At 70.5% G+C, this 22,894-nt stretch carries 16 protein-coding genes and 1 pseudogene; 11 read left to right on the top strand and 6 right to left on the bottom strand.

Going from position 1 to position 22,894, the window contains the following annotated elements:
- Window positions 1-30 precede the first annotated feature (30 nt).
- Window positions 31-822 carry a polysaccharide deacetylase family protein gene (locus ACWD0F_RS28060; RefSeq protein ID WP_449880428.1) on the top strand — a complete coding sequence of 264 codons (792 nt, stop codon included), beginning with the start codon at window positions 31-33 and terminating at the stop codon, window positions 820-822.
- Between the two features lie 38 nt (window positions 823-860).
- Window positions 861-1,511, top strand: coding sequence for a DUF2461 domain-containing protein (locus ACWD0F_RS28055; protein WP_449880426.1), 651 nt, complete (start codon window positions 861-863; stop codon window positions 1,509-1,511).
- A 79-nt stretch (window positions 1,512-1,590) separates the two neighbouring features.
- On the opposite strand, the gene ACWD0F_RS28050 is transcribed toward ACWD0F_RS28055, so the two are convergent.
- The 3 genes from ACWD0F_RS28050 to ACWD0F_RS28040 all read right to left on the bottom strand — a co-directional run bounded on the left by ACWD0F_RS28050 (window position 1,591) and on the right by ACWD0F_RS28040 (window position 6,784).
- Complete coding sequence (locus tag ACWD0F_RS28050; protein WP_449880424.1) at window positions 1,591-4,116, bottom strand: hypothetical protein; 2,526 nt, start codon at window positions 4,114-4,116, stop codon at window positions 1,591-1,593.
- 214 nt (window positions 4,117-4,330) lie between these two features.
- The gene (gene typA, locus ACWD0F_RS28045) at window positions 4,331-6,181 is read right to left on the bottom strand and encodes a translational GTPase TypA (protein ID WP_449880421.1); all 1,851 of its coding nucleotides are present in this window, start codon (window positions 6,179-6,181) and stop codon (window positions 4,331-4,333) included.
- Between the two features lie 57 nt (window positions 6,182-6,238).
- Entirely contained in the window at window positions 6,239-6,784 is a 546-nt protein-coding gene (locus tag ACWD0F_RS28040; RefSeq protein WP_449880419.1) for a TetR/AcrR family transcriptional regulator, read from the bottom strand.
- 87 nt (window positions 6,785-6,871) lie between these two features.
- Between ACWD0F_RS28040 and ACWD0F_RS28035 the strand changes: the two genes are divergently transcribed.
- Genes ACWD0F_RS28035 through ACWD0F_RS28015 form a run of 5 tightly spaced genes read left to right on the top strand, consistent with a single transcriptional unit; the run spans window position 6,872 to window position 13,879 of the window.
- Entirely contained in the window at window positions 6,872-7,615 is a 744-nt protein-coding gene (locus ACWD0F_RS28035) for an AMP-binding protein (protein ID WP_449880417.1), read from the top strand.
- Window positions 7,616-7,667: 52 nt separating this feature from the next.
- Window positions 7,668-10,085: a LuxR C-terminal-related transcriptional regulator gene (locus tag ACWD0F_RS28030; RefSeq protein ID WP_449880415.1), complete on the top strand. Its 2,418-nt coding sequence runs from the start codon at window positions 7,668-7,670 to the stop codon at window positions 10,083-10,085.
- Between the two features lie 57 nt (window positions 10,086-10,142).
- Window positions 10,143-10,556 carry an AMP-binding protein gene (locus tag ACWD0F_RS28025; protein ID WP_449880412.1) on the top strand — a complete coding sequence of 138 codons (414 nt, stop codon included), beginning with the start codon at window positions 10,143-10,145 and terminating at the stop codon, window positions 10,554-10,556.
- A 55-nt stretch (window positions 10,557-10,611) separates the two neighbouring features.
- The gene (locus ACWD0F_RS28020) at window positions 10,612-13,041 is read left to right on the top strand and encodes a LuxR C-terminal-related transcriptional regulator (RefSeq protein WP_449880410.1); all 2,430 of its coding nucleotides are present in this window, start codon (window positions 10,612-10,614) and stop codon (window positions 13,039-13,041) included.
- 10 nt (window positions 13,042-13,051) lie between these two features.
- A complete protein-coding gene (locus tag ACWD0F_RS28015; RefSeq protein ID WP_449880408.1) occupies window positions 13,052-13,879 on the top strand; it encodes an alpha/beta hydrolase in 828 nt (275 codons plus the stop codon).
- Between the two features lie 192 nt (window positions 13,880-14,071).
- On the opposite strand, the gene ACWD0F_RS28010 is transcribed toward ACWD0F_RS28015, so the two are convergent.
- The gene (locus tag ACWD0F_RS28010) at window positions 14,072-15,505 is read right to left on the bottom strand and encodes an aldehyde dehydrogenase (RefSeq protein WP_449880406.1); all 1,434 of its coding nucleotides are present in this window, start codon (window positions 15,503-15,505) and stop codon (window positions 14,072-14,074) included.
- Window positions 15,506-15,634: 129 nt separating this feature from the next.
- Window positions 15,635-18,652, bottom strand: a complete 3,018-nt coding sequence (locus ACWD0F_RS28005) for a M14 family zinc carboxypeptidase (RefSeq protein WP_449880404.1) — start codon at window positions 18,650-18,652, stop codon at window positions 15,635-15,637.
- Between the two features lie 202 nt (window positions 18,653-18,854).
- Between ACWD0F_RS28005 and ACWD0F_RS28000 the strand changes: the two genes are divergently transcribed.
- The 4 genes from ACWD0F_RS28000 (at window position 18,855) to ACWD0F_RS27985 (ending at window position 22,624) form a co-directional block, all read left to right on the top strand.
- A complete protein-coding gene (locus ACWD0F_RS28000) occupies window positions 18,855-19,751 on the top strand; it encodes a coiled-coil domain-containing protein (RefSeq protein WP_449880402.1) in 897 nt (298 codons plus the stop codon).
- A 206-nt stretch (window positions 19,752-19,957) separates the two neighbouring features.
- Window positions 19,958-20,596 (top strand): TetR family transcriptional regulator, encoded by a 639-nt coding sequence (locus tag ACWD0F_RS27995; RefSeq protein WP_449880400.1) that lies wholly within the window; start codon window positions 19,958-19,960, stop codon window positions 20,594-20,596.
- Window positions 20,597-20,776: 180 nt separating this feature from the next.
- Window positions 20,777-21,136 (top strand): MerR family transcriptional regulator, encoded by a 360-nt coding sequence (locus ACWD0F_RS27990; protein WP_449880398.1) that lies wholly within the window; start codon window positions 20,777-20,779, stop codon window positions 21,134-21,136.
- 54 nt (window positions 21,137-21,190) lie between these two features.
- Entirely contained in the window at window positions 21,191-22,624 is a 1,434-nt protein-coding gene (locus tag ACWD0F_RS27985) for a penicillin-binding transpeptidase domain-containing protein (RefSeq protein WP_449880396.1), read from the top strand.
- A 24-nt stretch (window positions 22,625-22,648) separates the two neighbouring features.
- Here the strand turns inward: ACWD0F_RS27985 and ACWD0F_RS27980 are convergent.
- Window positions 22,649-22,894: pseudogene (locus ACWD0F_RS27980) on the bottom strand (ABC transporter ATP-binding protein); the annotation flags it as partial.

The following is a 22,894-nucleotide window of genomic DNA, read 5'->3' as shown; positions in this document are numbered from 1 at the left end:
GCCCCCGCATGCGGCGTTTCGGGGGGAACCATGCGCATATGGGGCTTGCCGCTGGCCCTGCTCGCTCTGGTGGGTTGCGTCACCCAGTCGGTGCCACGCCATCATCAGGCCATGGGGCCGGTCGTGCCCGCCAGCCCGGAGGTCGTCGACCCGGTCACCCTGGCCAAACGGCTCGTGTCGATGCAGGCGGGCTGGCCGCGCAGCCGCAAGTTCGACTGTGCCCGGCTCAAGTGCGTGGCGCTGACCTTCGACGACGGCCCAGGGGAGCACACCGGCCGGCTGCTCGATCTGCTGCAGCGGCGTGAGGTCAGGGCCACCTTCTTCGTCATCGGGCAGATGGTGGCCGCCGACAAGGACGGGCACACCGTACGCCGCATCGTGGGCGAAGGTCACGAGATCGGCAACCACTCCTGGAGCCATCCGGCGCTGGCCGGGGTCTCGCGCGAGGAGCTCAAACACGAGCTCCAGCACACCGACGAGATCGTGCGGAAGCTGACCGGGGTGCGGATGCGGGTGATGCGGCCGCCGTACGGGTCGACGAACCAGCGCGTCGCGGCGGAGGCGCGCCGCGAGGGGCTCGCCCAGATCCTGTGGAACGTCGACACCTTCGACTGGCGGGACCGGGTGGCCAAGGTCGTGGCCAAGCGGGCCGGCGAGGCCAAACCCGGATCGATCGTCCTGCTGCACGACATCCACCCCACCACCGTGGAGGCCGTGCCCTCGATGCTCGACACGCTCGGGAAGAAGGGCTACACGTTCGTCACGGTCTCCGAGCTGTACGGCAGGACGCCCGCGCCCGGACGGACCTACACCGAGCGGTGAGCGCGAGGCTGCCGTCGCCGCGTGGCACCCTTGTCAGCATGGGTTTCACCGGTTTCTCCGACGAGGCGTTCCTCTTCTACGAGGGGCTGGAGGCGGACAATTCAAAGACCTACTTCACCCGGCACAAACAGCTCTACGAGGATGCCGTGCGCGCGCCCATGCTCGCGCTCACCGGTGAGCTGGCCGGGGAGTTCGGGTCCGCCCAGCTTTTCCGGCCCTATCGGGACGTGCGGTTCGCCAAGGACAAGACGCCCTACAAGACGCATCAGGGCGCCTTCGTGGAGCGGCAGCCCGGGATCGGGCTCTACGTCGAGATCAGCGCCACCGGGCTGCGCACCGCGGGCGGCATCTATTCGCAGGCGGCCGACCAGGTGGCCCGCTACCGGGCCGCCGTCGACGAGGACCTGACGGGCAAGCCGCTGGTGGCGATCACCGATGCGCTGGTGGCGGGCGGTTACACGATCCAGGGGGAGCGGCTCAAGACCCGGCCGCGAGGGTTCGGCGAGGAGCATCCGCGCATCGAGCTGCTGCGGCACAAATCGCTGTACGGGGGGATGCGGTTCGAGCCGGAGCCCTGGGTCTACACGGAGGAGGTGCGGGAGCGGGTGGCCGAGACGTGGCGCGCCTTCGGGCCGCTGGTGGAGTGGCTGAGCGCGCACGTACGAGGCAGCGAGCTGCCCCGCCGCTGAGAGCCGATCCGCCGCAGCCCCGGCGACGGCCCGCACCCGCTGGGGGCCGCGCCCGTGGCGTGCGCCGCTGAGAGCTCGATCAGCGGGGGGCGCTGGTGACCTGGTCGCCCTTGAGGATGCGGTCCACCGTCTGCCCGGCCGCCGACGTCGCCGCCGTCGTGCCCGCCGCCAGCACCAGCGCCAGCGCGGGCGCCGCCAGGCTGCGCACGCTGCGCAGGTTGCGCACCCTGGCCCAGGGCTCGCCGGCCACGTGCATGATGCGCCACTCCCAGAACAGCCCGAGCCCCAGGCACACCATGGTGACCTGCCCCACCACGATCCCCACCACCTGCGCCTTGTCCAGCGCCCCGATGTCGGGCTCGGCCAAAGTCGACAAATATCCGGATAACTCGGTCAGCAGTGCGGCCGCCGCCAGGTGCAGGGCCTTGGTCATCGGCTGGGTGCCGCGCACCCGCGGATAGAAGTAGCCGAACAGGAAGCCGAAGGCGGGCAGCGTGAACAGGTAGCGCGCGTCGAAGATGAAGCTGGTCAGGTCCACGCCGTCGGGCAGGCCGTACACGATCGCGAACGGCAGGCTCAGCAGCAGGCTGATGGTGAAGGCGCGCACTCCGTTGTGCCAGGGCGTGCAGCCGGCGGCCGTGGCGAAGGCGATCTCCGGCTGCCGCCCGTGCTCGTGCAGCGCGGCCTCCAAGGCGTGCCGCCGCTGGTCGAAGTCGGCCATCGACATGTCTCCCGCGCCGATCCGGCCGCGCCCCATGCTGTAGAGCTCCTGCTCGGAGATGAGCAGCAGGCGTCTGTGCAGGGCCGCCCTGATGAGCTGCCGGTGCTCCTCGCGGGTGGCGGGCTCGACGATCGCCGTGGGCGGCCCCGTGAGGAGCCAGCGGGCGGTGGCCCAGGCGACGATGGAGGTGATCGCCAGCAGCGGCAGCGGCACGTCGATGTCGGCCAGCGTCGTGCTGCCGCCCGGCGTGATGTAGAGCACCATCAGCACGGTGATCATCGTCGACTCCGCGACCGGGGTCTCGATCGCGCCGAGATGCCCGCCGAGCCGCCGCAACCGCAGCACCAGCATCACGAACCCCAGCAGGAGCAGCCCGAGCACGCCGCGGACGATCGGGTCGAGGGTGAGGCTGCCGATCTTCGGCACCGGCTGCGCCACCGCCAGGCTCCACGACCCGGAGTCCAGCCACTCGGTCGGCCAGCCCTGCACCAGCAGGCTCACCAGGACGGCCACCGTCACCGCGCCGCGGGTCCACTGCTTGGTCGCCACGGCCACGGCGGCTATGGGGATCATGGCCCAGCCCAGGCCGAGCACCAGCCGGATGCTGTCGGGCGGGTACACCCCGCCCAGCAGCGCCCGCAGCCACAGCGCCAGCGCCAGCAGCCCGATCGCGGCCTCGGCCGACAACACGGCCAGCCGCACGATCACCGGCCTGACCCCGAGGTCCACGCTGAAGGCCACCGCCGAGCCCGCCGCCGCGACGGCCGCCACCGCCCCGCCCGCGATCAGGGCGTGGCCGGACAGTTGCCCGTGCAACCACGACCAGGTCAGCATGCCGAGTCCGACCAGCACGCCCAGGCCGGTGACGACGATCAGGTCGCGGGTGTTCCACGGCGGGCTGGTGGGCAGCACCCGCCCGGCGTGCCGCAACGCGAGCAGGGGCACCGCGACGAAGAGGACGACGTACGCCACCGCCGACCAGTCCTCGGCGAACAGCGGGATCAGCAGTGTGGGCGCGGCCAGCACGAGCCCGACGACCAGCTCCCTGTTGGGCGGCCGCGCCCACCACCCTCGCCCGAGCGAGCGCATCAGATAGAGGATCAGCGCGATGGCGGTGAGCACGCCGAGCGCGGTGGCCCAGGAGAAGTCGTCCTCCACGACCACGTCGGGGAAGCCGAAGGAGTCCGGCGCGAGCGTCATGCTGACCGGATAGGCGCCGATGGAGAACTCCAGCCGCTCCTCCAGCTCCACCGCCGGCGTGATGCCTTCCAGCCGCAACACCCGCCACTCGCCGGGCAGCACCGCCATCAACCGCCTGCCGATGATCACCGGCGAGGTGTTGGGCGCGTTGAAGTCGAGTTTGAGCAGCTCGTCCGTCTTGACCTGCCGCAGCAGCGTCAGCGTGAAACCGGCCGTGGTGCCGCCGGGGTCGGAGGTGATGACGGGCGCCAGGCGCGTCGTGGGCGCCAGGCCGGGCCCGCCCACCTTCACCGCGCCGAACACGGCGTCCGTGACCTGCTGGAGGGTGCCGGGAAAGCCGCCGCCGTGGCGCAACGCCTCGATGAGCGGGTCCTTGGGGGCCATCGTGAGCCGGTGGACGGTGGTCACCTTGACCTGGCGCTGGCGCGGGTCGATCCGCCCATCCGGCACCGGGTCGAGGTCGGCGGCGCCGGCTCTGTTGATCATGACGGTGGTGCTGGTCCTGCGGGCCCAGCGCACCGTGTCATCGGCGCGGGTGGCGGCCTCCACCCACGGGTTGGGTGCCGCGGCGCCCGTGGACGGCGCGGGCCCGGCCACCGGTCTGGCTGCGACGGTGCACCAAACGATCGCCCCCAACGACACCAGAGCCAGCCCGAACGCGATTGCTATCCGGAGCTTTCCCACAAATTGGATGATTCTCCGGCATGCCCGTTTGTTCTATGTCGTGGGGTCACGGTGTGATTACAGCTACTCCCATGACAACTTTTCTTTACGGCAGGACACGGGAGCACGCAGGCATCGCACGTGGCGAAGCCGGGCCGCTTACTCGCCTTGCTTACACCGAAGCCGCGTTTCGGTCGCAAAAAGCGAGCGAAACGCGGCTGATGGAAAGCTTCGGTCAGGCGCGCTTGGCGCGGGCCGTCGCGCGGCCGCGAACGGAGGCGTCGAGCACGACCTTGCGGATGCGCACCGCCTCCGGAGTGATCTCCACGCACTCGTCCTCGCGGATGAACTCCAGGGCCTGCTCCAGCGACAGGTTGCGCGGCGGGATCACCTTCTCGGTCTCCTCACTGGTGGAGGAGCGCATGTTGGTGAGCTTCTTCTCCTTGGTGATGTTCACGTCCATGTCGTCGGAGCGGGAGTTCTCGCCGACGATCATGCCTTCGTAGACCTCGGTGGTCGGCGCGACGAACAGCGTGCCGCGCTCCTGCAGGTTGAGCATCGCGAACGGGGTCACAGGGCCGGACCGGTCGGCCACCAGGGAGCCGTTGTTGCGGGTCCGCAACTCGCCGAACCAGGGCTCGTAGGATTCGAACACGTGGTGCACCAGGCCGGTGCCCCGCGTCTCGGTGAGGAACTCGGTGCGGAAGCCGATCAGGCCACGCGCCGGAACCACGAACTCCATCCGGATCCAGCCGGTGCCGTGGTTGGTCATGTGCTCCATGCGGCCCTTGCGGACGGCCAGGAGCTGGGTGATCGCGCCGAGGTATTCCTCCGGGCAGTCAACCGTCAGCCGCTCGACCGGCTCGTGGACCTTGCCGTCGACGAGCTTGGTGACCACCTGCGGCTTGCCGACGGTCAGCTCGAAGCCCTCGCGGCGCATCTGCTCGACCAGGATGGCCAGCGCCAGCTCGCCACGGCCCTGGACCTCCCAGGAGTCGGGCCGGTCGGTGGGCAGCACGCGCAGCGACACGTTGCCGACGAGCTCCTTCTCCAGGCGGTCCTTCACCATGCGGGCGGTGACCCTGGAGCCCTTGGCCTTGCCCACGAGGGGCGAGGTGTTGGTGCCGATGGTCATGGAGATGGCCGGCTCGTCCACCGTGATCAGCGGCAGCGGGCGCGGGTCCTCGGGGTCGGCCAGCGTCTCGCCGATCATGATCTCGGGAATGCCGGCGATGGCGATGATGTCGCCGGGGCCCGCCTCCTCGGCCGGCTTGCGCTCCAGGGCCTCGGTCATCAGCAGCTCGGTGATCTTGACGCGTGCGATCGATCCGTCGGTGCGGCACCAGGCCACCTGCTGGCCCTTGCGGATGACGCCCTGGTGGATCCGGCAGAGCGCGATACGGCCGAGGTAGGAGGAGGCGTCGAGGTTGGTGACGTGGGCCTGCAGCGGCGCGTTCGGGTCGTACAACGGCGCCGGGATGGTCGACTTGATGATGTCGAACAGCGGTTCGAGGTCCTCGGCGTCGGGCATGCCGGCGTCCTCGGGGCGGTTCATCGAGGCGCGGCCGGCCTTGGCGGAGGCGTAGACGATCGGGAAGTCGATCTGCTCCTCGGTCGCGTCGAGGTCCATGAAGAGCTCGTAAACCTCGTCCACGACCTCCTTGATGCGGGAGTCGGGGCGGTCGACCTTGTTGATGCACAGGATGACCGGCATCTTGGCCGACAGCGCCTTGCGCAGCACGAAACGGGTCTGCGGCAGCGGCCCCTCGGACGCGTCCACCAGGAGCACGACCCCGTCCACCATCGACAACCCGCGCTCGACCTCGCCGCCGAAGTCGGCGTGGCCCGGCGTGTCGATGATGTTGATGGTCATGCCGCCGTGCTTGACGGCGGTGTTCTTGGCGAGAATGGTGATGCCCTTCTCGCGCTCAAGGTCATTGGAGTCCATGACCCGGTCGTCGACATCCTGGTTCGCACGGAATGCCCCGGACTGCCAGAGCATGGCGTCGACCAGCGTGGTCTTGCCATGGTCCACGTGCGCGATGATCGCGATGTTCCGCAGGTCGTCGCGGCTGTTCAAAGGCATGATGACGTCTCGCTCTGTGTCGTGGGGGCGGTCGCGCGAAGTCGCGACTCCTTAAGTCTAGTTGATCCCCTCTGATGGCAGGAGCGGGACGAGGTGTCTGCGTGCGTAAGCGCGGGCATCCGCGTCGTTGCCGAGCGGCGTCGCGCTGTCCGGAATGAGGACGAACGACAGCGTGATGCGGATGAACATCTCGGCCGCCTCGGCGTCCCCGACGTGGTCCGTCAGATAATCTCTGGCCACCGCCAGGTAGGGCCCCGCCTCCAGGGTGAGCTGCGGCAGGAGGGTCCCGGGCTCGGCCGCCAGCAGCCTGCTCAGCAGCGGATGCCCGCGTGCCAGCCGCAACGTGATCGCGAACCCCTCGGCCACCTGGTCCGCGCGGGTCGGAAGGGGCGCGAGCGCCTGTTCGAAGGCCCGCAGAAAACGCCGTAACTCCCGCAGGATCACCGCCTGGACGAGATCGCCCTTACGCGCGAAGCGCCGGTAGACGGTCACGCGCGCCAGCCCCGCGCGCCGGGCGACGTCGTCCATGGTCATCCGGCGCAGTCCCTGTTCGAGCATCGTCGCGTAGGCGGCGTCGAGGATGCGTTCGAGGGAGTCGGACATGGATGCAGCGTACTGAGGCCGACGTACATAGCCGGTTGCACATTTGTGAGCATGGCAACCATGGGACTCGATCCTTAGATTGACGGCATGACGTGGACGGAGCTGGTCATGACCGCGGCGCCGAGGCGGAGCGATCAGCCGGCGGTGAGCGATGTCAGGACCGGCGAGGTGCTGACGTACGGGGCGTTCGGCAGGCGCGTCACCCGTGCCGCCGCGGGCCTGCGCCGCCAGGGCCTGCGCTACGGCGACCACGTCCTCATCGACGTCCCGCTCGGGGCCGCCCTGCCCGTCGCGATCCACGCCGTGGCCTGGGCCGGCGGCGTCTCGGTGCTCGCCTCCTCCGGCACGGCCCGGATGATGATCACCCATCGCCACTACGATCCGGCGGAGGCGAAGGTCGAGCAGGTCTTCTCCTTCCAGCCGGCGCCGGGCGCCAAGCCGTTCGCCGAGCTGCTCACCGACCGGACCGTGGAGTTCGGCCCGCTGGCGGGTCCCGCGATCACCCTCGACGGCGAGCACCTGTTCGACCACGACGAGCTGGCCGCCGACCTGCGCAGGCTCGCGGCGCGGCTGGTGATCGGCAAGGACGACGTCGTGATCAACGCGGTCAGCGAGCCGTTCAGGGGCCTGCGGGTGATCGATTTAGCGATGACGAAGGGCGCTCATGTCGTCATCGCCCACGAGCCCAGTCTGATCGGCTGCCGCGTGCTGGCCGCCGAGCGCCGGGCCACGATCGTCGTCGCGCCATATGACCTGGCCAGACGACTGCTCGGCGATCCGATCCTGCGGGTCGTCGACGAAAGAGCCATCGTAAGCTCGCTTGGCCTTTGAAAAGTGCGACACTGTGGGAGAGTGTGATCCTTCCGCAACGCAGGGTGAACACATGCCAGACCTCTCCCGGCACAACCTTCCAGCAGAGCCCAACCGGTTCGTGGGTCGTGTGCGAGACCTCGACGACCTGCGCGGGTTGTTCGGTGAGACCCGCGTGGTGACGCTGTGCGGAGTGGGCGGCATCGGCAAGACCCGGCTGGCGCTGCGGGTGGCCGCCGGGCTGGTGACCGCCTATCCCGACGGCATCTGGCTGATCGAGCTGGCCAAGTCCAGCCGCCCCGAGATCGTCGAGCAGGAGATCGCCCGGGTGCTCGGCGTCCGCGAGGAGGCCAGCCGCCCGCTGCTCGACACCGTCTCGGCCCGGCTGCGCGACCTGCGCTGCCTGCTGCTGCTCGACAACTGCGAGCACCTGGTCGACCGGTGCGCGGAGGTGGCGGCGTCGCTGGTCGCGACCTGCCCGACCCTCAGCATCCTGGCCACCAGCAGAGAGCCGCTGCGCATCGCCAGCGAGCTGATCTGGCGGGTGCCGCCGCTCGACCTGCCCGACATGGGCAGCCCCGACGCCGAGTCCGTGCAGCTCTTCATGGATCGCGCGGCGGCGGCCGGCACCCGGCTCGGCCCCGACAGCCTGCCCGACATCGTGCGCCTGTGCCAGGCGCTCGACGGGCTGCCGCTGGCGCTGGAGCTGGCCGCCGCCCGCACCAGCCTGCTCAGCCCCGGGCAGATCGCCGACCGCATCGACGACCGGTTCTCGCTGCTCACCACCGGCGGGCGCACCGCTCCGGCCCGGCAGCGCACGCTCCTGGCGGCCGTCGAGTGGAGCTACGACCTGCTGTCGGCGAAGGAGCAGGTGCTGCTGCGCCGCCTGTCGGTCTTCGCCGGCCCCTTCGACCTCGACCTGGCCGAGCAGGTCTGCGCCGAGCGGCCGATCTCCGGGTCGGAGATCGTCGACCTGCTCGGCGGCCTGGTCGACAAGTCGCTCGTGCTCTGCGACGAGGAACGCAGACGCTACTGGCTGCTCGAAACGATCAAGCGGTACGCGATCGAGCGCCTCGAACAGGCCGGCGAGCGCGAGGTGCTGCGCGAGCGGCACCTGAGCGTGCTCTGCGAGCTGCAGGAGCGTCACTTCATGACCGAGATGGTGTCGCCCGGCGTGGCGTGGCCCGAGCGGCTGGCGGCCCTGACCATGAGCAAGAGCCTGGTCGACGACCAGCGCGTCGCGCTCGACTGGGCCGCCGAGTCCGGCAACCTGCCGCTGGGCATGCGCCTCTGCGCGACCAGCACCGGGCTGCTGCCCATCGGCGGCGGCAACCTGACGGAGATCGTCGGCTGGATCGAGCGGCTGCTCGCGTTCGACCTGTCCAACGTGCCCGACGAGCAGGTCGCGCACGTCAAGGCCTACCTCGCCTACGGGCTGGAGGCCAGGGACGAGCTGAGCCGGTCACTGGAGGTGGCCGAGGAGAGCCTGGCCGGGTTGTCGAGCGCCAACGTCTTCACCCGCTGCGTCATGCACAGCCTGCTGGTCGTGGTGCTGCTGCGGATGGGCCGGGCCGACGAGGCGGTGCACCACGCCGAGCAGGGGCTGGCGCTCGCCAGGGGCTCGGACGACGCCTGGAACCAGGCGGCCGGGCTGGCCGGGCTGTCGGCGGTGGCGCTGACCAGGGGCCGGCTCCGTGAGGCGCAGCGGCACGGCGAGGAGGCGCTGGCGCGGGCGCGCGAGCACGGCCACCGCTGGATCATGGCCAGGGCCGCGGCGCAGCTCGGCGGGGTGGCCGAGGCCCGCGGCGACCTGGTGACGGCCAAGACCCAGTACGAGATGGCCGTCCCGTGGCTGCGCGAGCTGGGCGGCGACCTGGAGCTGGCGCGCTGCCTGGCCAGGATCGGCCGGGTGGCGGCGATGCTGCACGAGTTCGCCACCGCCAGGGAGCGGCTGGCCGAGAGCCTCGCGCTGGGCCGGGCGACGGGGCAGCGCCAGGGCGTGGCCCGCTGTCTGGTGGGGTTGTCGGTGCTGGCGGAGTTCGAGGGCGATCTGGAGGGCGCCGTGCTGGCCGCGGCGGCGGCGGTCACGCTGCGCGAGTCGATGGGGCAACATTCGGCCACGATCCGCATCGAGGAGCTGCTCGGCAGGGCCCGGACGAAGCTGGGCGACGGCCGTACCACCCTGTTGTGGTCGCGGGGCAGGGCGATGAGCCCCGACGACGCCGCCCGCCACGTGCTGGCGGGGGAGCGGCTGGCGCCGAAGGAGCCGGTGCCGACCGAGCCCGTCAGGCACTCCCTGCTGACCGCCAGGGAGCAGGAGATCGCCGGCCTGCTCACGCGGGGGTTGTCCAACCGGGCCATCGCCGAGGAGCTGGTGATCAGTCCCGCGACGGTCGCGCGGCACATCGCCAACATCATGGAGAAGCTCGGCTACACCTCTCGGGCGCAGATCGCGGTGTGGGCGGCCGAGCAGCCGGGCGCGTCTGCATAGGGATCTGCATATTCCGCCCCATGTACGCAAGAGACGCCATCCCTACTGTGGACTGGCATGGAGGAGCGCATCGTCATGGTGGATTCGGGCACGGGCGTGAGGCTCACCGAGGAGCAACTCGACGAAAGGTCTGCTATCGCGACCACGCAGTTGCGGCGCAGAGGGGTGCGCGCCGGTGACACCGTGCTCATCTGCCTGCCCGTCGGTCCCGATCTGCTGGTGTCGACCGACGCGGTGATCGCCGCGGGCGGCGTCGCCTGGCCGCTGCCGGTCGAGCTCGACATCGAGACACTTAGGGAGCGCATCGTGGCGAGCGGCGCACGGGTGATGATTTCCGATCTTTCCCACGCATTGGACGCGGCGGACGAATCACGCGTACGGATCGTGATGAGCGTCGCCGACCTGAGCGCCCTACATTCGTATCCGACCAGTCGCGAACTCTGCACGGAAAGTGATCGCATCAGGCCCTGAAGCGGTGGAGGATAGGCACCAGCCGTGATCCTCCCGCGACCAAACTGGGCCCTACATGACCGTGCATGTTCCGCACAACCTCCCCGCCGAGCCCAATCGTTTCGTCGGGCGGTCGAGAGACGTTGCCGAGCTGTGCGAGCTGGTCCACGACCAACGTGTGATCACGCTCAGTGGCATCGGCGGCATCGGCAAGACGCGGCTGTCGCTGCGCGTGGCGGCCACCGTGGTTCCGCTGTTCGCCGACGGGGTGTGGCTGGTCGAGCTGGCCCGCGTCGGCGACCCCGCGCTGGTCGTCAACGAGCTGGCCGAGGTGCTCGGCGTCCGCGACGAGATCCCCGGGCGGCTCCTCGACGGCCTGCGGGTGCGCCTGCGAGAGGCCAGGACGCTGATCGTGCTCGACCACTGCGAGCATCTGGTCGAGCACTGCGCCGACCTGGTGGCCGAGCTCGTCGCCGAGTGCCCCGGCCTGCGCTTCCTGCTGACCAGCCGGGAGCCGCTGCGGATCCCGGGCGAGCTGGTCTGGCGGGTGCCGCCGCTGGAGCTGCCCGACGACCATCATCCCGACGCCGAGTCGGTGTTGCTGTTCGTCGATCGGGCGCTCGCGGCCGGCGCGCAGGAGGTGGCCACCAGCATGGACGACGTCGCCCGCCTGTGCAGGGCGCTCGACGGGCTGCCGCTGGCGCTGGAGCTGGCGGCGGCCCGCACCAACCTGCTGGGCCCCGGCTGCATCGCCGTCCGGCTCGGCGACCGGTTCGGGCCGCTCACGACCGGCGACCGGGCGACGACCTTGCGGCAGCGCGCCGTCCTGGCCACCGTCGAGTGGAGCCACGACCTGCTGCTGCCCAAGGAGCGGGTGCTGCTGCGCCGGTTGTCGGTCTTCGCGGGGCAGTTCGACCTCTGGCTGGCCGAGCGGGTGTGCGCCGACGGCGGCATCCTGCGCCGGGCGGAGCTGCTCGACCTGCTGAGCGGCCTGGCCTGCAAGTCGCTGGTGCGGCAGCACGGCGCGCGCGGCCGCTACAGCCTGCTGGAGACGATCAAGCAGTTCGCCGCCGACCGGCTGGCCGAGGCCGGCGAGACCACGTGCCTGCGCGACCGGCACCTGCGGGTGATCTGCGAGGAGATGGAGCACTGCTACGAGGCGGGCTCGCTCGAACGGCGGTTGCCGTGGCAGGAGCGGTTCCCCTACTTCGCCAAGGGCCGCGGCCTGCTCGGCGACTGCCGGATCGCGGTCGACTGGGCGGCCGGGTCGTGCGAGCCGGAGCTCGGGCTGCGTCTGGCCCGGGCGGCGCTGGCGATCATGGCCGTCCGGGGCGACCTGGGCGAGAGCGTCGGCTGGCTTGAGCAACTGCTCGCGCTCGACCTGTCAAAGGTGCCCGACGACCTGGTCGCGGTGGCCAAGGGCGGGCTGGCGTACGGCCTGGAGCTCGGCGACGAGCTGGCGCGCGCCGAGGAGCTCATCGCGCAGGGCGTCGAGGAGCAGAAGAAGCACCCCTACACGCACTGGCTGGGCATCACCTACGGCGTCGCGCTGACCGTGTTCTTCCGCACCGGGCAGAGCGAGAAGGCCCTGCGCTACCTGGAGGAGCTGGAGGCGGCCGCCGGCGCCCACGACGATCCGGTCAATCTGGCCACGGTCCGCATCGCCCAGCTCAACCTGGCGCTCTTCCACGGGCGGCTGGACCAGGCGCAGCGCCACGGCGAGGAGGCGCTGGCGCTGGCCAGGGAGTCGGGGCACCACTGGACGCAGGCCAGGGCGCTGACCCACCTGGCCGCGGTGGCCGAGGCCGGGGGCGATCTGGAGGCCGCGATGTCCCACCACGCCGCCGCGCTGCCGCTCCTCGACGACCTGGACAACCGCGTCGAGCTGGCCCGCTGCCAGGCCCAGCTCGGCTGGGTGGCGGTCGGGCTGGACGACCACGCGACCGCGAGCCGGCACGTGGCCGCGAGCCTGGCGCTGAGCACGCGGACGGGCCAGCGCCGGGGCATCGTGCGGGCCCTCATGGCGCTGTCCGCCCTGGCTCAGGCGCGCGACGACCTGGAGGGCGCGGTGCTGGCCTGTTCCGCGGCCAGCACGTTGCGCGAGTCCATCGGGCAGTTCGGCACACCGGCCCCCGTCCAGCAGTTGCTGACGCTGGCCAGGATGGAGCTCGGTGCGGGCCGGACGGCGCTCCTGTGGAGCAGGGGCGCCGCGCAGTCGCCCGAGGACGTGGCCAGGCGGGTGCTCGACAGCGAGTTCGCGCCCCCGCCGGTGCCGCCGCCCACGCGGCCGGGGTTGCGACACAGCGGGCTGACCGGCCGGGAGCGCGACATCGCCGCGCTGCTCATCCGCGGGCTGAGCAACCGGGCCATCGCGCTGGAGCTGGTGATCAGCCCGGCCACGGTGGCCCGGCACATCGCCAACATCATGGAGAAGCTGGGCCACGACTCGCGGGCGCAGATCGCGGTGTGGGCGGCCGAGCACGGGATGGATTCCGGCCGAACATAAACTGACATCCATGCCGTTCGCGCCCAACTTTCCTGTCATGCTCAGGACCGAGGACGGGGTCCGCATCGACGCCGCGCACACGCCCGCCGCCCGTCCGGACGCCGCCCGGCCGGACGTGGGCCCGACGGACGTGGGCCCGACGGACGTGGGCCCGACGGACGTGGGCCCGACGGACGTGGGCATCGTGGTGGCGCACGGTTTCACCGGCTCCTGGCGGGAGCGCACCGCGCGCCGCATCGTGCACGTGCTGAGCGGATACGGCGGTGTGATCGCCTTCGACTTCCGCGGTCACGGCCGATCGGGGGGCGAGACCACGGTGGGCGACCTGGAGGTCCTCGACGTGGCGGCCGCCGTCAGGCACGCCCGCGTGGTGGGCTACTCCAAGGTCGCGGTGGTGGGGTTCTCCATGGGCGCCGCGGTCGCCGTCCGGCACGCGGCGCTGCACGGCGGTGTGGACGCGGTCGCCTCGGTGAGCGGCCCGGCCCGGTGGTACTACCGGGGCACCAAGCCGATGCGCCAGGTGCACTGGGCCATCGAGCGGCCGGTGGGGCGGTGGGCGGCCCGGCTGGCCAAGCACACGCGGATCGCCCCGCGGCAGTGGGACCCGATCCCGCTGCCGCCCCACGAGGCCGCCGCGCTCATCGCGCCGGTCCCACTGCTGATCGTGCACGGCGACGCCGACGCCTTCTTCCCCCTGGATCACGCGCACCAGCTCTACGCCGGCGCGCGCGAGCCGAAGGAGCTCTGGATCGAGCCCGGCTACGGTCACGCGGAGGCGGCCGCGACCCCCGACCTGGTTCGCAGAATCGGCAAATGGATCTCCTCGAACTTTTCTTGAGTAATACGCGTCTACCTAGGGCGTAAGGAAGGAATCCGCCGGGAGAAAAGTCCCTCGGGAAGAAAACCGCCTTGGCGGTGGACATGGGACATACTTCAGTAGTCAGGCGGTCGCCCAGCGTCGCGGGGGCGCGCTGGGTGATTCCCGCATGGCAGGGCCCCGCGGTGCACGCGGGGCCCTGTGCGGGCGGGCTCAGCCCAGCCGGGCGATGCTCTTGTACTCCAGGTAGCCGGACAGGCCCTCCGGGCCCAGCTCGCGGCCGATGCCGCTGGCCTTGAAGCCGCCGAAGGGCGCGTTGGACTCCAGCATGTAGCAGTTGACGCCGTAGGTGCCGGTGCGGACCCGGCGGGCCACGTCCATGCCGTGCTCGGTGTCGGCCGTCCAGACCGTGCCGGCCAGGCCGTAGTCGCTGTCGTTGGCGATGCGGACCGCGTCGGCCTCGTCGTCGTACGGGATCACCGTGAGGACCGGGCCGAAGATCTCCTCGCGGGCGATGCGCATGTCGTTGGTGACACCGGAGAAGACGGTGGGCGCGACGTACCAGCCCCGGTCGTAGGGGCGGTCGAGACCGCCGACGACGACCTTGGCGCCCTCCTCCATGCCGATCTTGATGTAGCCCTCGACCCGGTCCTGCTGGCGCCTGGCCACCAGCGGGCCGATGCCGGTCGCGGGGTCGGCGGGGTCGCCGACGGGCTGGGAGTTGACCATGCCGGCGACGGCCTCGACGACCTCGTCGTAGCGGTTGCGCGAGGCCAGGATGCGGGTCTGGGCCACGCAGGCCTGGCCGTTGTTCATGAGGGAGGCCATGGTCAGGAAGCCCATGCTGGCCGGCAGGTCGGCGTCGTCCAGGATGATCGCGGCCGACTTGCCGCCCAGCTCCAGGCTGACCCGCTTGAGCTGCTCGCCGCAGACGGCGGCGATGCGCCGGCCGGCCGCGGTGGAGCCGGTGAAGGCCACCTTGTCCACGCCCGGGTGGGAGACCAGGTGCTCGCCCACCTCGCGGCCGGCGGCCACGATGTTGAGCACGCCCGCCGGCACGCCGGCCTCGGCCACCCACTCGGCCAGCAGGTACGCGTCCAGCGGCGTCTCGGGCGCCGGCTTGAGCACGACCGTGCAGCCCGCCAGCAGCGCGGGCGCGAGCTTGGTCATCGTGACGAACTGCGGCACGTTCCAGGGCACGATGGCCGCCACGACGCCGACGGGCTCGCGCCGCACCGTGATCGGGCCGAACAGGCCCGGCCGCTGCTCCTCCTGCTGGAAGTCCTTGCCCAGCTCGGCGTAGTACTGCAGCATGCCGAGCGGCTGAGGCGCCTGCGCGAGGTTGGAGAACGTGATCGGCGAGCCCATCTCCTCGGTGATGAGCTGGGCCATCTCGCTCTGCCGCTCGTTGTAGATGGCGGCGAGCCTGCCGATCACCTCGGCCCGCTCGGCGAACGTCATCCGCGGCCACGGCCCGTGGTCGAACGCCTGCCTGGCGGCGGCGACCGCGCGCTCCATGTCCTCGGCGGTGCCGTCGGGCACCCGGCCGACCAGGTCCTCGGTGTGCGGGGAGACGACGTCTATGGTTCCGGTGCCCGCTGGGGCCACCCATTCGCCCCCGATGAACAGCGTGTCGTGCTGGCGCATGTCGTGAGCCTCCTGCTTGACCGAATGCTTGCTTGCGAGCGGTACGCCTCAAGGTGACCGAACCATGTTCTGTCCGTGCACGCAAGAGGGGCGCGGCACGAGCGTGCCGCACCCCTCAGGTCGTCAGCGTCATCCGCCGAGCAGGTGGCGCAGGGACCTCTTGACCAGGTCCGTACGCGTGGCCACGTCGGTCACGCTCTCCACCCCGAAGCCCAGGTAGACGGTGTCCTTGGTGACGATGCCGCCGCCCTCCTCGAAGAGCTGGTCGGTGCGGAACCAGTTGTTGATCGACGGCGAGGTGCCCTCGGGAGGCGCCGCGACGGTCCAGCCGCCGAGGTCGGACTCGAACGAGGTCGACTCGCTCGCCGCGCCGTCCAGGGTGACGGCGAAGTCGTCCAGGAAGACGCCCGCGCCCTGGCTGGCCCAGTCGCTGATGTAGGAGATGGACAGCTCGACCTGCTTGCCCGCGTACGGGGTCAGGTCGATCTTCCACTGCTGCCAGCCGGCCGAGTTGCCGGAGGCCGCGTGCCACGCGCCGGAGGTGCCGGCCGGCTCGCAGGCGACGCCCTGGTAGCGCTGGGTGAACGGATGGATCACGCGCCAGCCGCTGCTGTTCTCCGTCTTGCAGCTCTCGCCGGTGTCCTGCGTGGTGTGGCCGTTGGCGTCGGGCAACGTGGTCCAGTCGTCGCCGCCCGCCGTCCTGGCCTCCACGGTGAGGAAGTCCCAGGCGCTCTCGGTGTCGTAGGAGGTCCAGAACGACAGGTCGCCGCTCGTTTTGCCGGTCAGGTCGATCGTCTTGCTCAGCCGCTTCCAGGAGACGTCCGCGATGCCGCTGTAGACGTCCCAGGAGCCGGTGTGCGGGTCGAACGGGCCGCCCGGGCGTACCCACTTGATCTGGGCCGAGCTGGCGAACTGCGGGAACTGCGCCGGAGGCAGGATGGCCGACGTCGCCACGAACGAGTTGGTGTGGCCCGGCTCGATCGTGGCGTCGAGGCCCTCGAACGTGCCGCCGCTGCCCTGCAACGCGAACGGCTGCCCGGTCTCGTGGTCGGTGCCCGCGTCGTCGAAGAAGACGTAGGCGCCCAGCCAGTACTGCTGGAAGTCGTTGAAGACCGGGATGCACGGCGGGTCGTCGGGCACCGTGCACTCCGGCTGTGCCGGCTGGTCGGGCTGGTAGTAGTACGCGCCGTTGTTGTTGGCCGCGAACGACGGGTACTTGCCGGCGTGCAGCAGTTTGCCGCCCTCGTTGAGGTAGTCGCGGACCGCCAGTTCGGTCTGCACGCCGCCCTTGGACGTGGTGCCGCCCACCTGGCCGGTCGACCTCGGGATGATGTCGTCGCCGGTCTCCCAGACCACCGCCTTGTAGTGGCTGAGCACGCCGAGCGGGTGCGGGGCCTTGCGGCCGTTCTTGTCCATGTCGTACACGTCGGAGGTGTAGCCGGCCGCCTGGAGCGCGGTGGCGTACTCGTCGGCGTACTTGGCCTCCGTCACGCCCTGCGCGGGGCTGAGGCCGGTGACGTCCTCGGTGGCCAGGACCAGCACCTTGCCGCCGATGTCGGTCGCCACGCTGTAGGTGAAGTCGGCGCTCTTCCTGCCGATCGAGCTGAACCAGACCTTCACCTTGTCACCGGCCTTGGTGCCGGTGATCTTGCCGCGCAGCCGGTGGTAGTAGCGGTCGTAGCCCGCGCCGTAACGCTCGCCGCCCTTCCACTCGCCGGTCAGGGCGGTCTTGGTACGGCCGCCGTTGACCTGGTAGTTCAGGAAGACAGGACCGAGCTTGCGCTTGGCGTTGACCTGGACGACCTGGTCCTTGCCGTGGCTGACCTCGAACGGGTCGAGATCGAAGTCCGGGGTCTTGTTGCCCAGGTGGCTCACCGGCTCGGCCGGGTTGACCGCGGACCTGGCCACGTCGAGCGCGAACGGCACGCCCTTCTCGAACTCCGCCTGCACCAGCGCCTCGTCGTCGGGGAAGACGAACCCGCAGCCGTCGCAACCCTCGTTGAGCTCCGGCGTCCACGACAGGGTGCCGTACTGGGCGTGCGCCTGGTCGTTGGTGTCACCGTTGGTGGTGTACAGCTCGGCGCCGAGGTCGGGGTCGAAGCCGGGGATGGCCGGGTTGGCGTCGTTGCCGGTCAGCGCCTCGTAGATCGGGTTGTCGGCCGTCTCGGTGGCGATCTGGAAGCCGATCGGGTAGAGCAGCAGCGGGCCGTAGGAGTGGTAGTTGAGCTGCATCTCGAACCGGACGCGCCGGAGCAGGCCGTCCATGGCCTTCGTCTCGGGCTCGCTGGCCGGGCCGGTGCCGCGGTAGGTCTCGCTGCTGGGGATGCTCGACGAGCCTTCCTCGTCGTAGTGGAAGTTGGTGGGGAAGTTCCGGTTCGGGTCGACGCCGTCGCCGGCGGTGATCTGGCCGTCGCCGTTGTTGTCGCGCAGGTTCTTGCGCCACAGGCGGTTGCCCTCGGTGAAGGTGAAGTCGTACCCGTCGGGGTTGGCCACCGGCACGAACCAGAGCTCGGTCTTGTTGAGCAGATCCTTGAGCGTGGCCTTGTTCGCGACCACGTGCTTCAGCAGCCGCAGGTCCACCTGGGTGGCGATCCACTCGCGGGCGTGCTGGGTGGCGGAGAAGAGGGTCGCGGGCTTGAGGCCGTCGGGCAGCAGCCGGGCGCCCGTGCTCACCTTGGCGGCCAGGATGTCCTGGCCCTTCAGCGTCTTGCCGATCGACTGGAGCTTGACGATGTCCTTGTTGGCGGCGGCGATGGCCTTGAGCTGGTCGGCGATGCCGCCCTGCTCGGAGTAGGACTTGTAGACGGTGTAGCCGCTCGCCGCCTGCGCCCTGGCGGCCTCCAGCTGGGTCTGGCCCTGCGGGTTGCGCACGGGCTCCGGTGTGTGGCCGAGCTTCTTCAGCGCCGCGAGGTCCGCCTGGGCGGCGGTCAGCTCGACGTGCTCCTTGCCGTCCTGGGTGTCCTGCTGGACGACGTCGAAGCCCTTCTCCCTGAGCGCTTGCGCGGTGCCAGGCGCGCTTTCCAGCTCATACAGCTCGATGCGGTCGCTGGGCGGCAACGGAGCCGCCGACGCCGGCGGGGTCATGGTCACGATTGAGGTGCCTAAGCCGAGGATGACGGCGGTGGCGACATTGAGTGTTCGAGACACGGTCTGCCCCTTCGCAGAGACGAGTTCGATCGCCATCTCAGACCGTTGGAGCGATCTAGACAAGACCCAATCTTTTAGGTCCTCCTTATTTAGTACAAATGCCAAAAACTTCGCCAATGGTGCGGCACTTCCGTCGTTCGCATGACAGGCATCAAGATCATCTTCTATAGTTTCGGTCCGTCTATGAGGGGAGGGGACGGACGTGAGAATCTGGCGGGCCGCCGTTCTTGTCGCCGTCCTCACCGGGCTGCTCGGGCTCCAGGAGCCGCAGCCTGCCGCCGCCGACCCTTCGCCCGCTGAGCTGCGCAAACTCACCAAGCAGGCGTCCCAGCTCAACGACCTCTACCGGGGCCAGATCCAGAGCCTGGAAGAGATCAGGATCCAGGCCAAGAAGGCCACGGACACCTCGGGCGACCTGGACGCCCAGCTCAAGGCCGCGCAGCGCGAGGTGGGCCGCATCGCGCAGACCACCTACATGCTGGGCCCCATCGACAACCTGCAGCTCTTCGCGCCGAGCGTCGAGCCGTACAAGGTGCTGGGCCAGGCGGCCAACCTGTCCTACATGGCCGCCGAGCGCGCCCAGCGGGTCGACAACATCCAGAAGCTGATCGACAAGTCCAAAGACGCGAAGGTCAACGCCAACGACAAGATCGAGAAGCTGAAGAAGGAGATCAAGACCATGCAGGGCAGGCGGCGCGAGATCGAGCGCATGCTCGCCAGGTACGGCTTCCAGCAGCCCGGCGGCGCCGAAGGGCTGACCCCGCGGATGATCTCGGTACGCGCGGACATCATGCAGAACTTCCCGATGAAGTACGGCGTGGGCTGCCTGCGCCCCGGCGACCCCGGCGAACACGGCAAGGGCCGCGCCTGCGACTTCATGATGTCCGGCGGCGGCAGCATGGCCGGCGGCGCCGACGCCGACCGCGGTGACGCCCTGGCCGAATATCTCATCAGGAACGGCGCCCGGCTGGGCGTCATGTACATCATCTGGAAGCAGCGCTACTACGACATCCGGTCAGGCGGCGGCTGGGACCCGATGTCCGACCGCGGCGGCGTCACGGCCAACCACTACGACCACGTGCACGTCTCCGTGTTCTGAGGCCGCGCCCGCGGCCCCCAGAGCCGCTCCTGGCGCGTGCGGGGCGGGAACCGGTGCCCCGGTGACCCGGGAGCGCCGTCCGGGGCGTCCGCTCCCGTCAAGGCTCGCGGCGGCCGGTGCTCCAGGCTCATCACTTCTGCCGAACAACGGGACAGAGCGGGCGCCGCCGGCAACTTAACCCGCAAGTAATAAGCCAGGATGGGACCATGACGAGTACCTTGCGCCGTCGCCCCGCCCAGCGCCGCAGCGTGGAGCGGGTGGAGCGGATGCTCGACGAGTGCGCGCGCCTGCTCGACGAAGTCGGCTACGAAGCGCTGACCACGAAGGAGGTCGCGCGCCGGGCCGAGGTGCCGATCGGCACGTTCTACCAGTTCTTCCACGACAAGCAGGGGCTGGTCCGCGCGCTGGCGCTGCGCAACCTCGACGCGTTCCTCGAACGGGTCACCGAACGCATCGCCGGGGCCCGCCTCCAGCACTGGACCGATCTGGCCGACCTGGCCATCGACGAGTTCGTCGCGATGAAGCGCAGCACGCCCGGCTTCTCCGTGGTCGACTTCGGCGAGGTGCTGGCCGGGCCCGGCGGCGGTCCCGTCGAGGGCTCCAAGCGGGCCCTCGACGAGTCGCAGGAGAACAACGCCGTGGTGGCCGACCGGCTGCGCGGCCTGACGCTGGAGCTGCTGCACGCCCCGGTGGGCCCAGGGCTCGACCGCGCGCTGCTGGTGGCGGTCGAGGCCACCGACGCCGTGCTCAAGCTGGCCTTCCGGATCGACCCCGCCGGGGACGCGCTGATGATCGCCGAGTGCAAGCAACTGGTCCGCCGCTACCTGGCCGACCACCTGCCGTAGCCCGCCGCGCTCACCTGCCGTGAGCCGCCGCGCACCCGCCGCAGGCCGCCGCGTTCACCTGCCGTGAGCCCTCTCGCTCACCCGGTCGCGCCCGAAACCCCCCTGGCCCGTTCCAGCCGGGGCGTGCTCCAGGCCGGTCCCATTGACCTGGAGTGGACTCCAGGTGGGATGCTGGTAGCCGTGAGCGTGTACACACCCGCCGAAGTGGTCGAGGAGACCGGCTTCAGCATCGACACCCTGCGCTACTACGAGAAGATCGGCCTGCTGGAGCGGGTCGGCAGGAACGCCGCAGGCCAGCGCAGGTTCAGCCAGGAGGACGTCGGCTGGCTCGGCATGTTGCGCTGCCTGCGCGACACGGGCATGCCCATCGCCAAGATGTTGCGCTTCGCCCAGCTCGTCCGCGAGGGCAACCACACGATCCCCGACCGGATCAAGCTGCTGGAGGAGCACGACAACCAGGTCCGGGCGCAGATCGCGAACCTCGCCGAGCGTCAGCACTACATCCACAACAAGATCTCCTTCTACCGCAGCATCCTCTAGCCCCGCCTTTGCCCGCCGGTTGTTAGACCAAGATCCATGGCGGCTGGATCGAGGGTGAGGCGGATCGACATCCCGCTGCGCCGTGTCGCCGTGCTCTGCGCGGCGATGTTGTTCGCCCTGCTGGCGCACGTCACGATCGTCCAGGCGTTCGGCTCGCCGGCGCTCAACGCCGACCACCGCAACGAACGGCCGCTGATCGCCAGGTTCGAACGGCCGCGCGGCGACATCCTCACCTACGACGGCACGGCCATCGCCACGAGCCGCCCGGCCGGCGGCGGGCCGTACCTCTACCGGCGCGTCTACCCGCAGGGCGAGCCGTACGCCGCTGTCACCGGGCACATGGCGCTGCAGCACGCCACCGGCATCGAGCACGCGCAGGACGCGGTGTTGTCCGGCGCCGACGCCAAGGTCAGGGTGCGCTCGCTGGTGCGCGAGCGGTCCGCCGGGGGCGCCGACGTGCGGCTGACGATCAGCGAGCGGGCGCAGCGGGCGGCCTACCAGAGCCTCAGGACGACGGGCATCCCGGGAGCGGTGGTGGCGCTCGACCCGGCCACCGGGGCGATCCTGGCACTCGCCACGTACCCGACCTACGACCCGAACCTCCTGACCACCTTCGACCGCGGCATGCTCGCCGACGTGACCCGGCGGCTGCGGGAGGCGCCCTCGCAACCGCTGCTGAACCGGGCGCTGAACCGGCTCTATCCGCCCGGGTCGACGTTCAAGCTGGTCACCGCGGCCGCCGCGCTGGCCTCCGGGGAGTACACGCCGACCGCCCTGGTGGACGCGCCGGCCCGGCTGCGGCTGCCGGGGACGCCGACGTACCTGCGTAACGCCGGCGGCCTGACCTGCGGAAACGCCCGTCCGACGCTCACGTACGCGTTCCAGGCCTCGTGCAACACCGCGTTCGCCGCCATCGGGCTGCAACTCGGGCAGGACCTTCTGCGGGACCAGGCCGAGGCGTTCGGCTTCAACGCGCCGGACCTGACGATCCCGCTGGTCACGACGGCGAGCCGGTATCCGCCGGCCATGGACCGGCCGCAGACCGCCCTGTCGGCCATCGGGCACCACGACAGCCGGGTCACCCCGCTGATGGTCGCCATGTTGTCGGCGGCCGTGGCCAACGACGGGGTGCTGATGCGGCCGTACCTGGTGGCGGAGGTGCGGCTGGGGGACGGCTCGGTCATCAGCCGGGCCGATCCGTCGCCCTACCGGAAGGTCATGTCACCGACGCTGGCCGGGCACCTGGCGGCGATGATGACGCAGTCGGGCGGCTCCGGGACGAAGGCGGCGCTGTCGCAGGGGGAGGTGACCATGCGGATCGCCGCCCCGGACATCGTCCCCGGCGCTCAGGACGACGCGCTCGTGACGGCTTTCGCGCCCGCCGACCTGCCCGAGGTGGCGGTGGGGGTGGTGCTGGAGCGTCCCGGGTCGCGGGCCGACGTCGTGACCACCATCGCGCGCGCCGTCATCCAGGCCGCCCTGTCGTGAACGCTGCCACCGGCAGGGGGTTGATCAGCGGTAGGCGGTGGCTTGGAGGGTGTAGAGCTCGGCGTAGAGGCCGTCGAGGGTCATGAGGGTGTCGTGGTCGCCCTGTTCGGTGATCTTGCCGTGGTCGAGGACGTAGATGCGGTCGGCGTAGCGGACGCTGGCCAGGCGGTGGGTAATGAGCAGGACGGTGCGGCCGTCGGAGTGGGAGCGGATGCGTTCGAAGAGGGCGTGTTCGGCGCGGGCGTCGAGGGCGGCGGTGGGTTCGTCGCA

Source organism: Nonomuraea sp. NPDC002799 (assembly GCF_053592075.1).
This window is presented reverse-complemented; position numbering and strand designations above follow the sequence as displayed.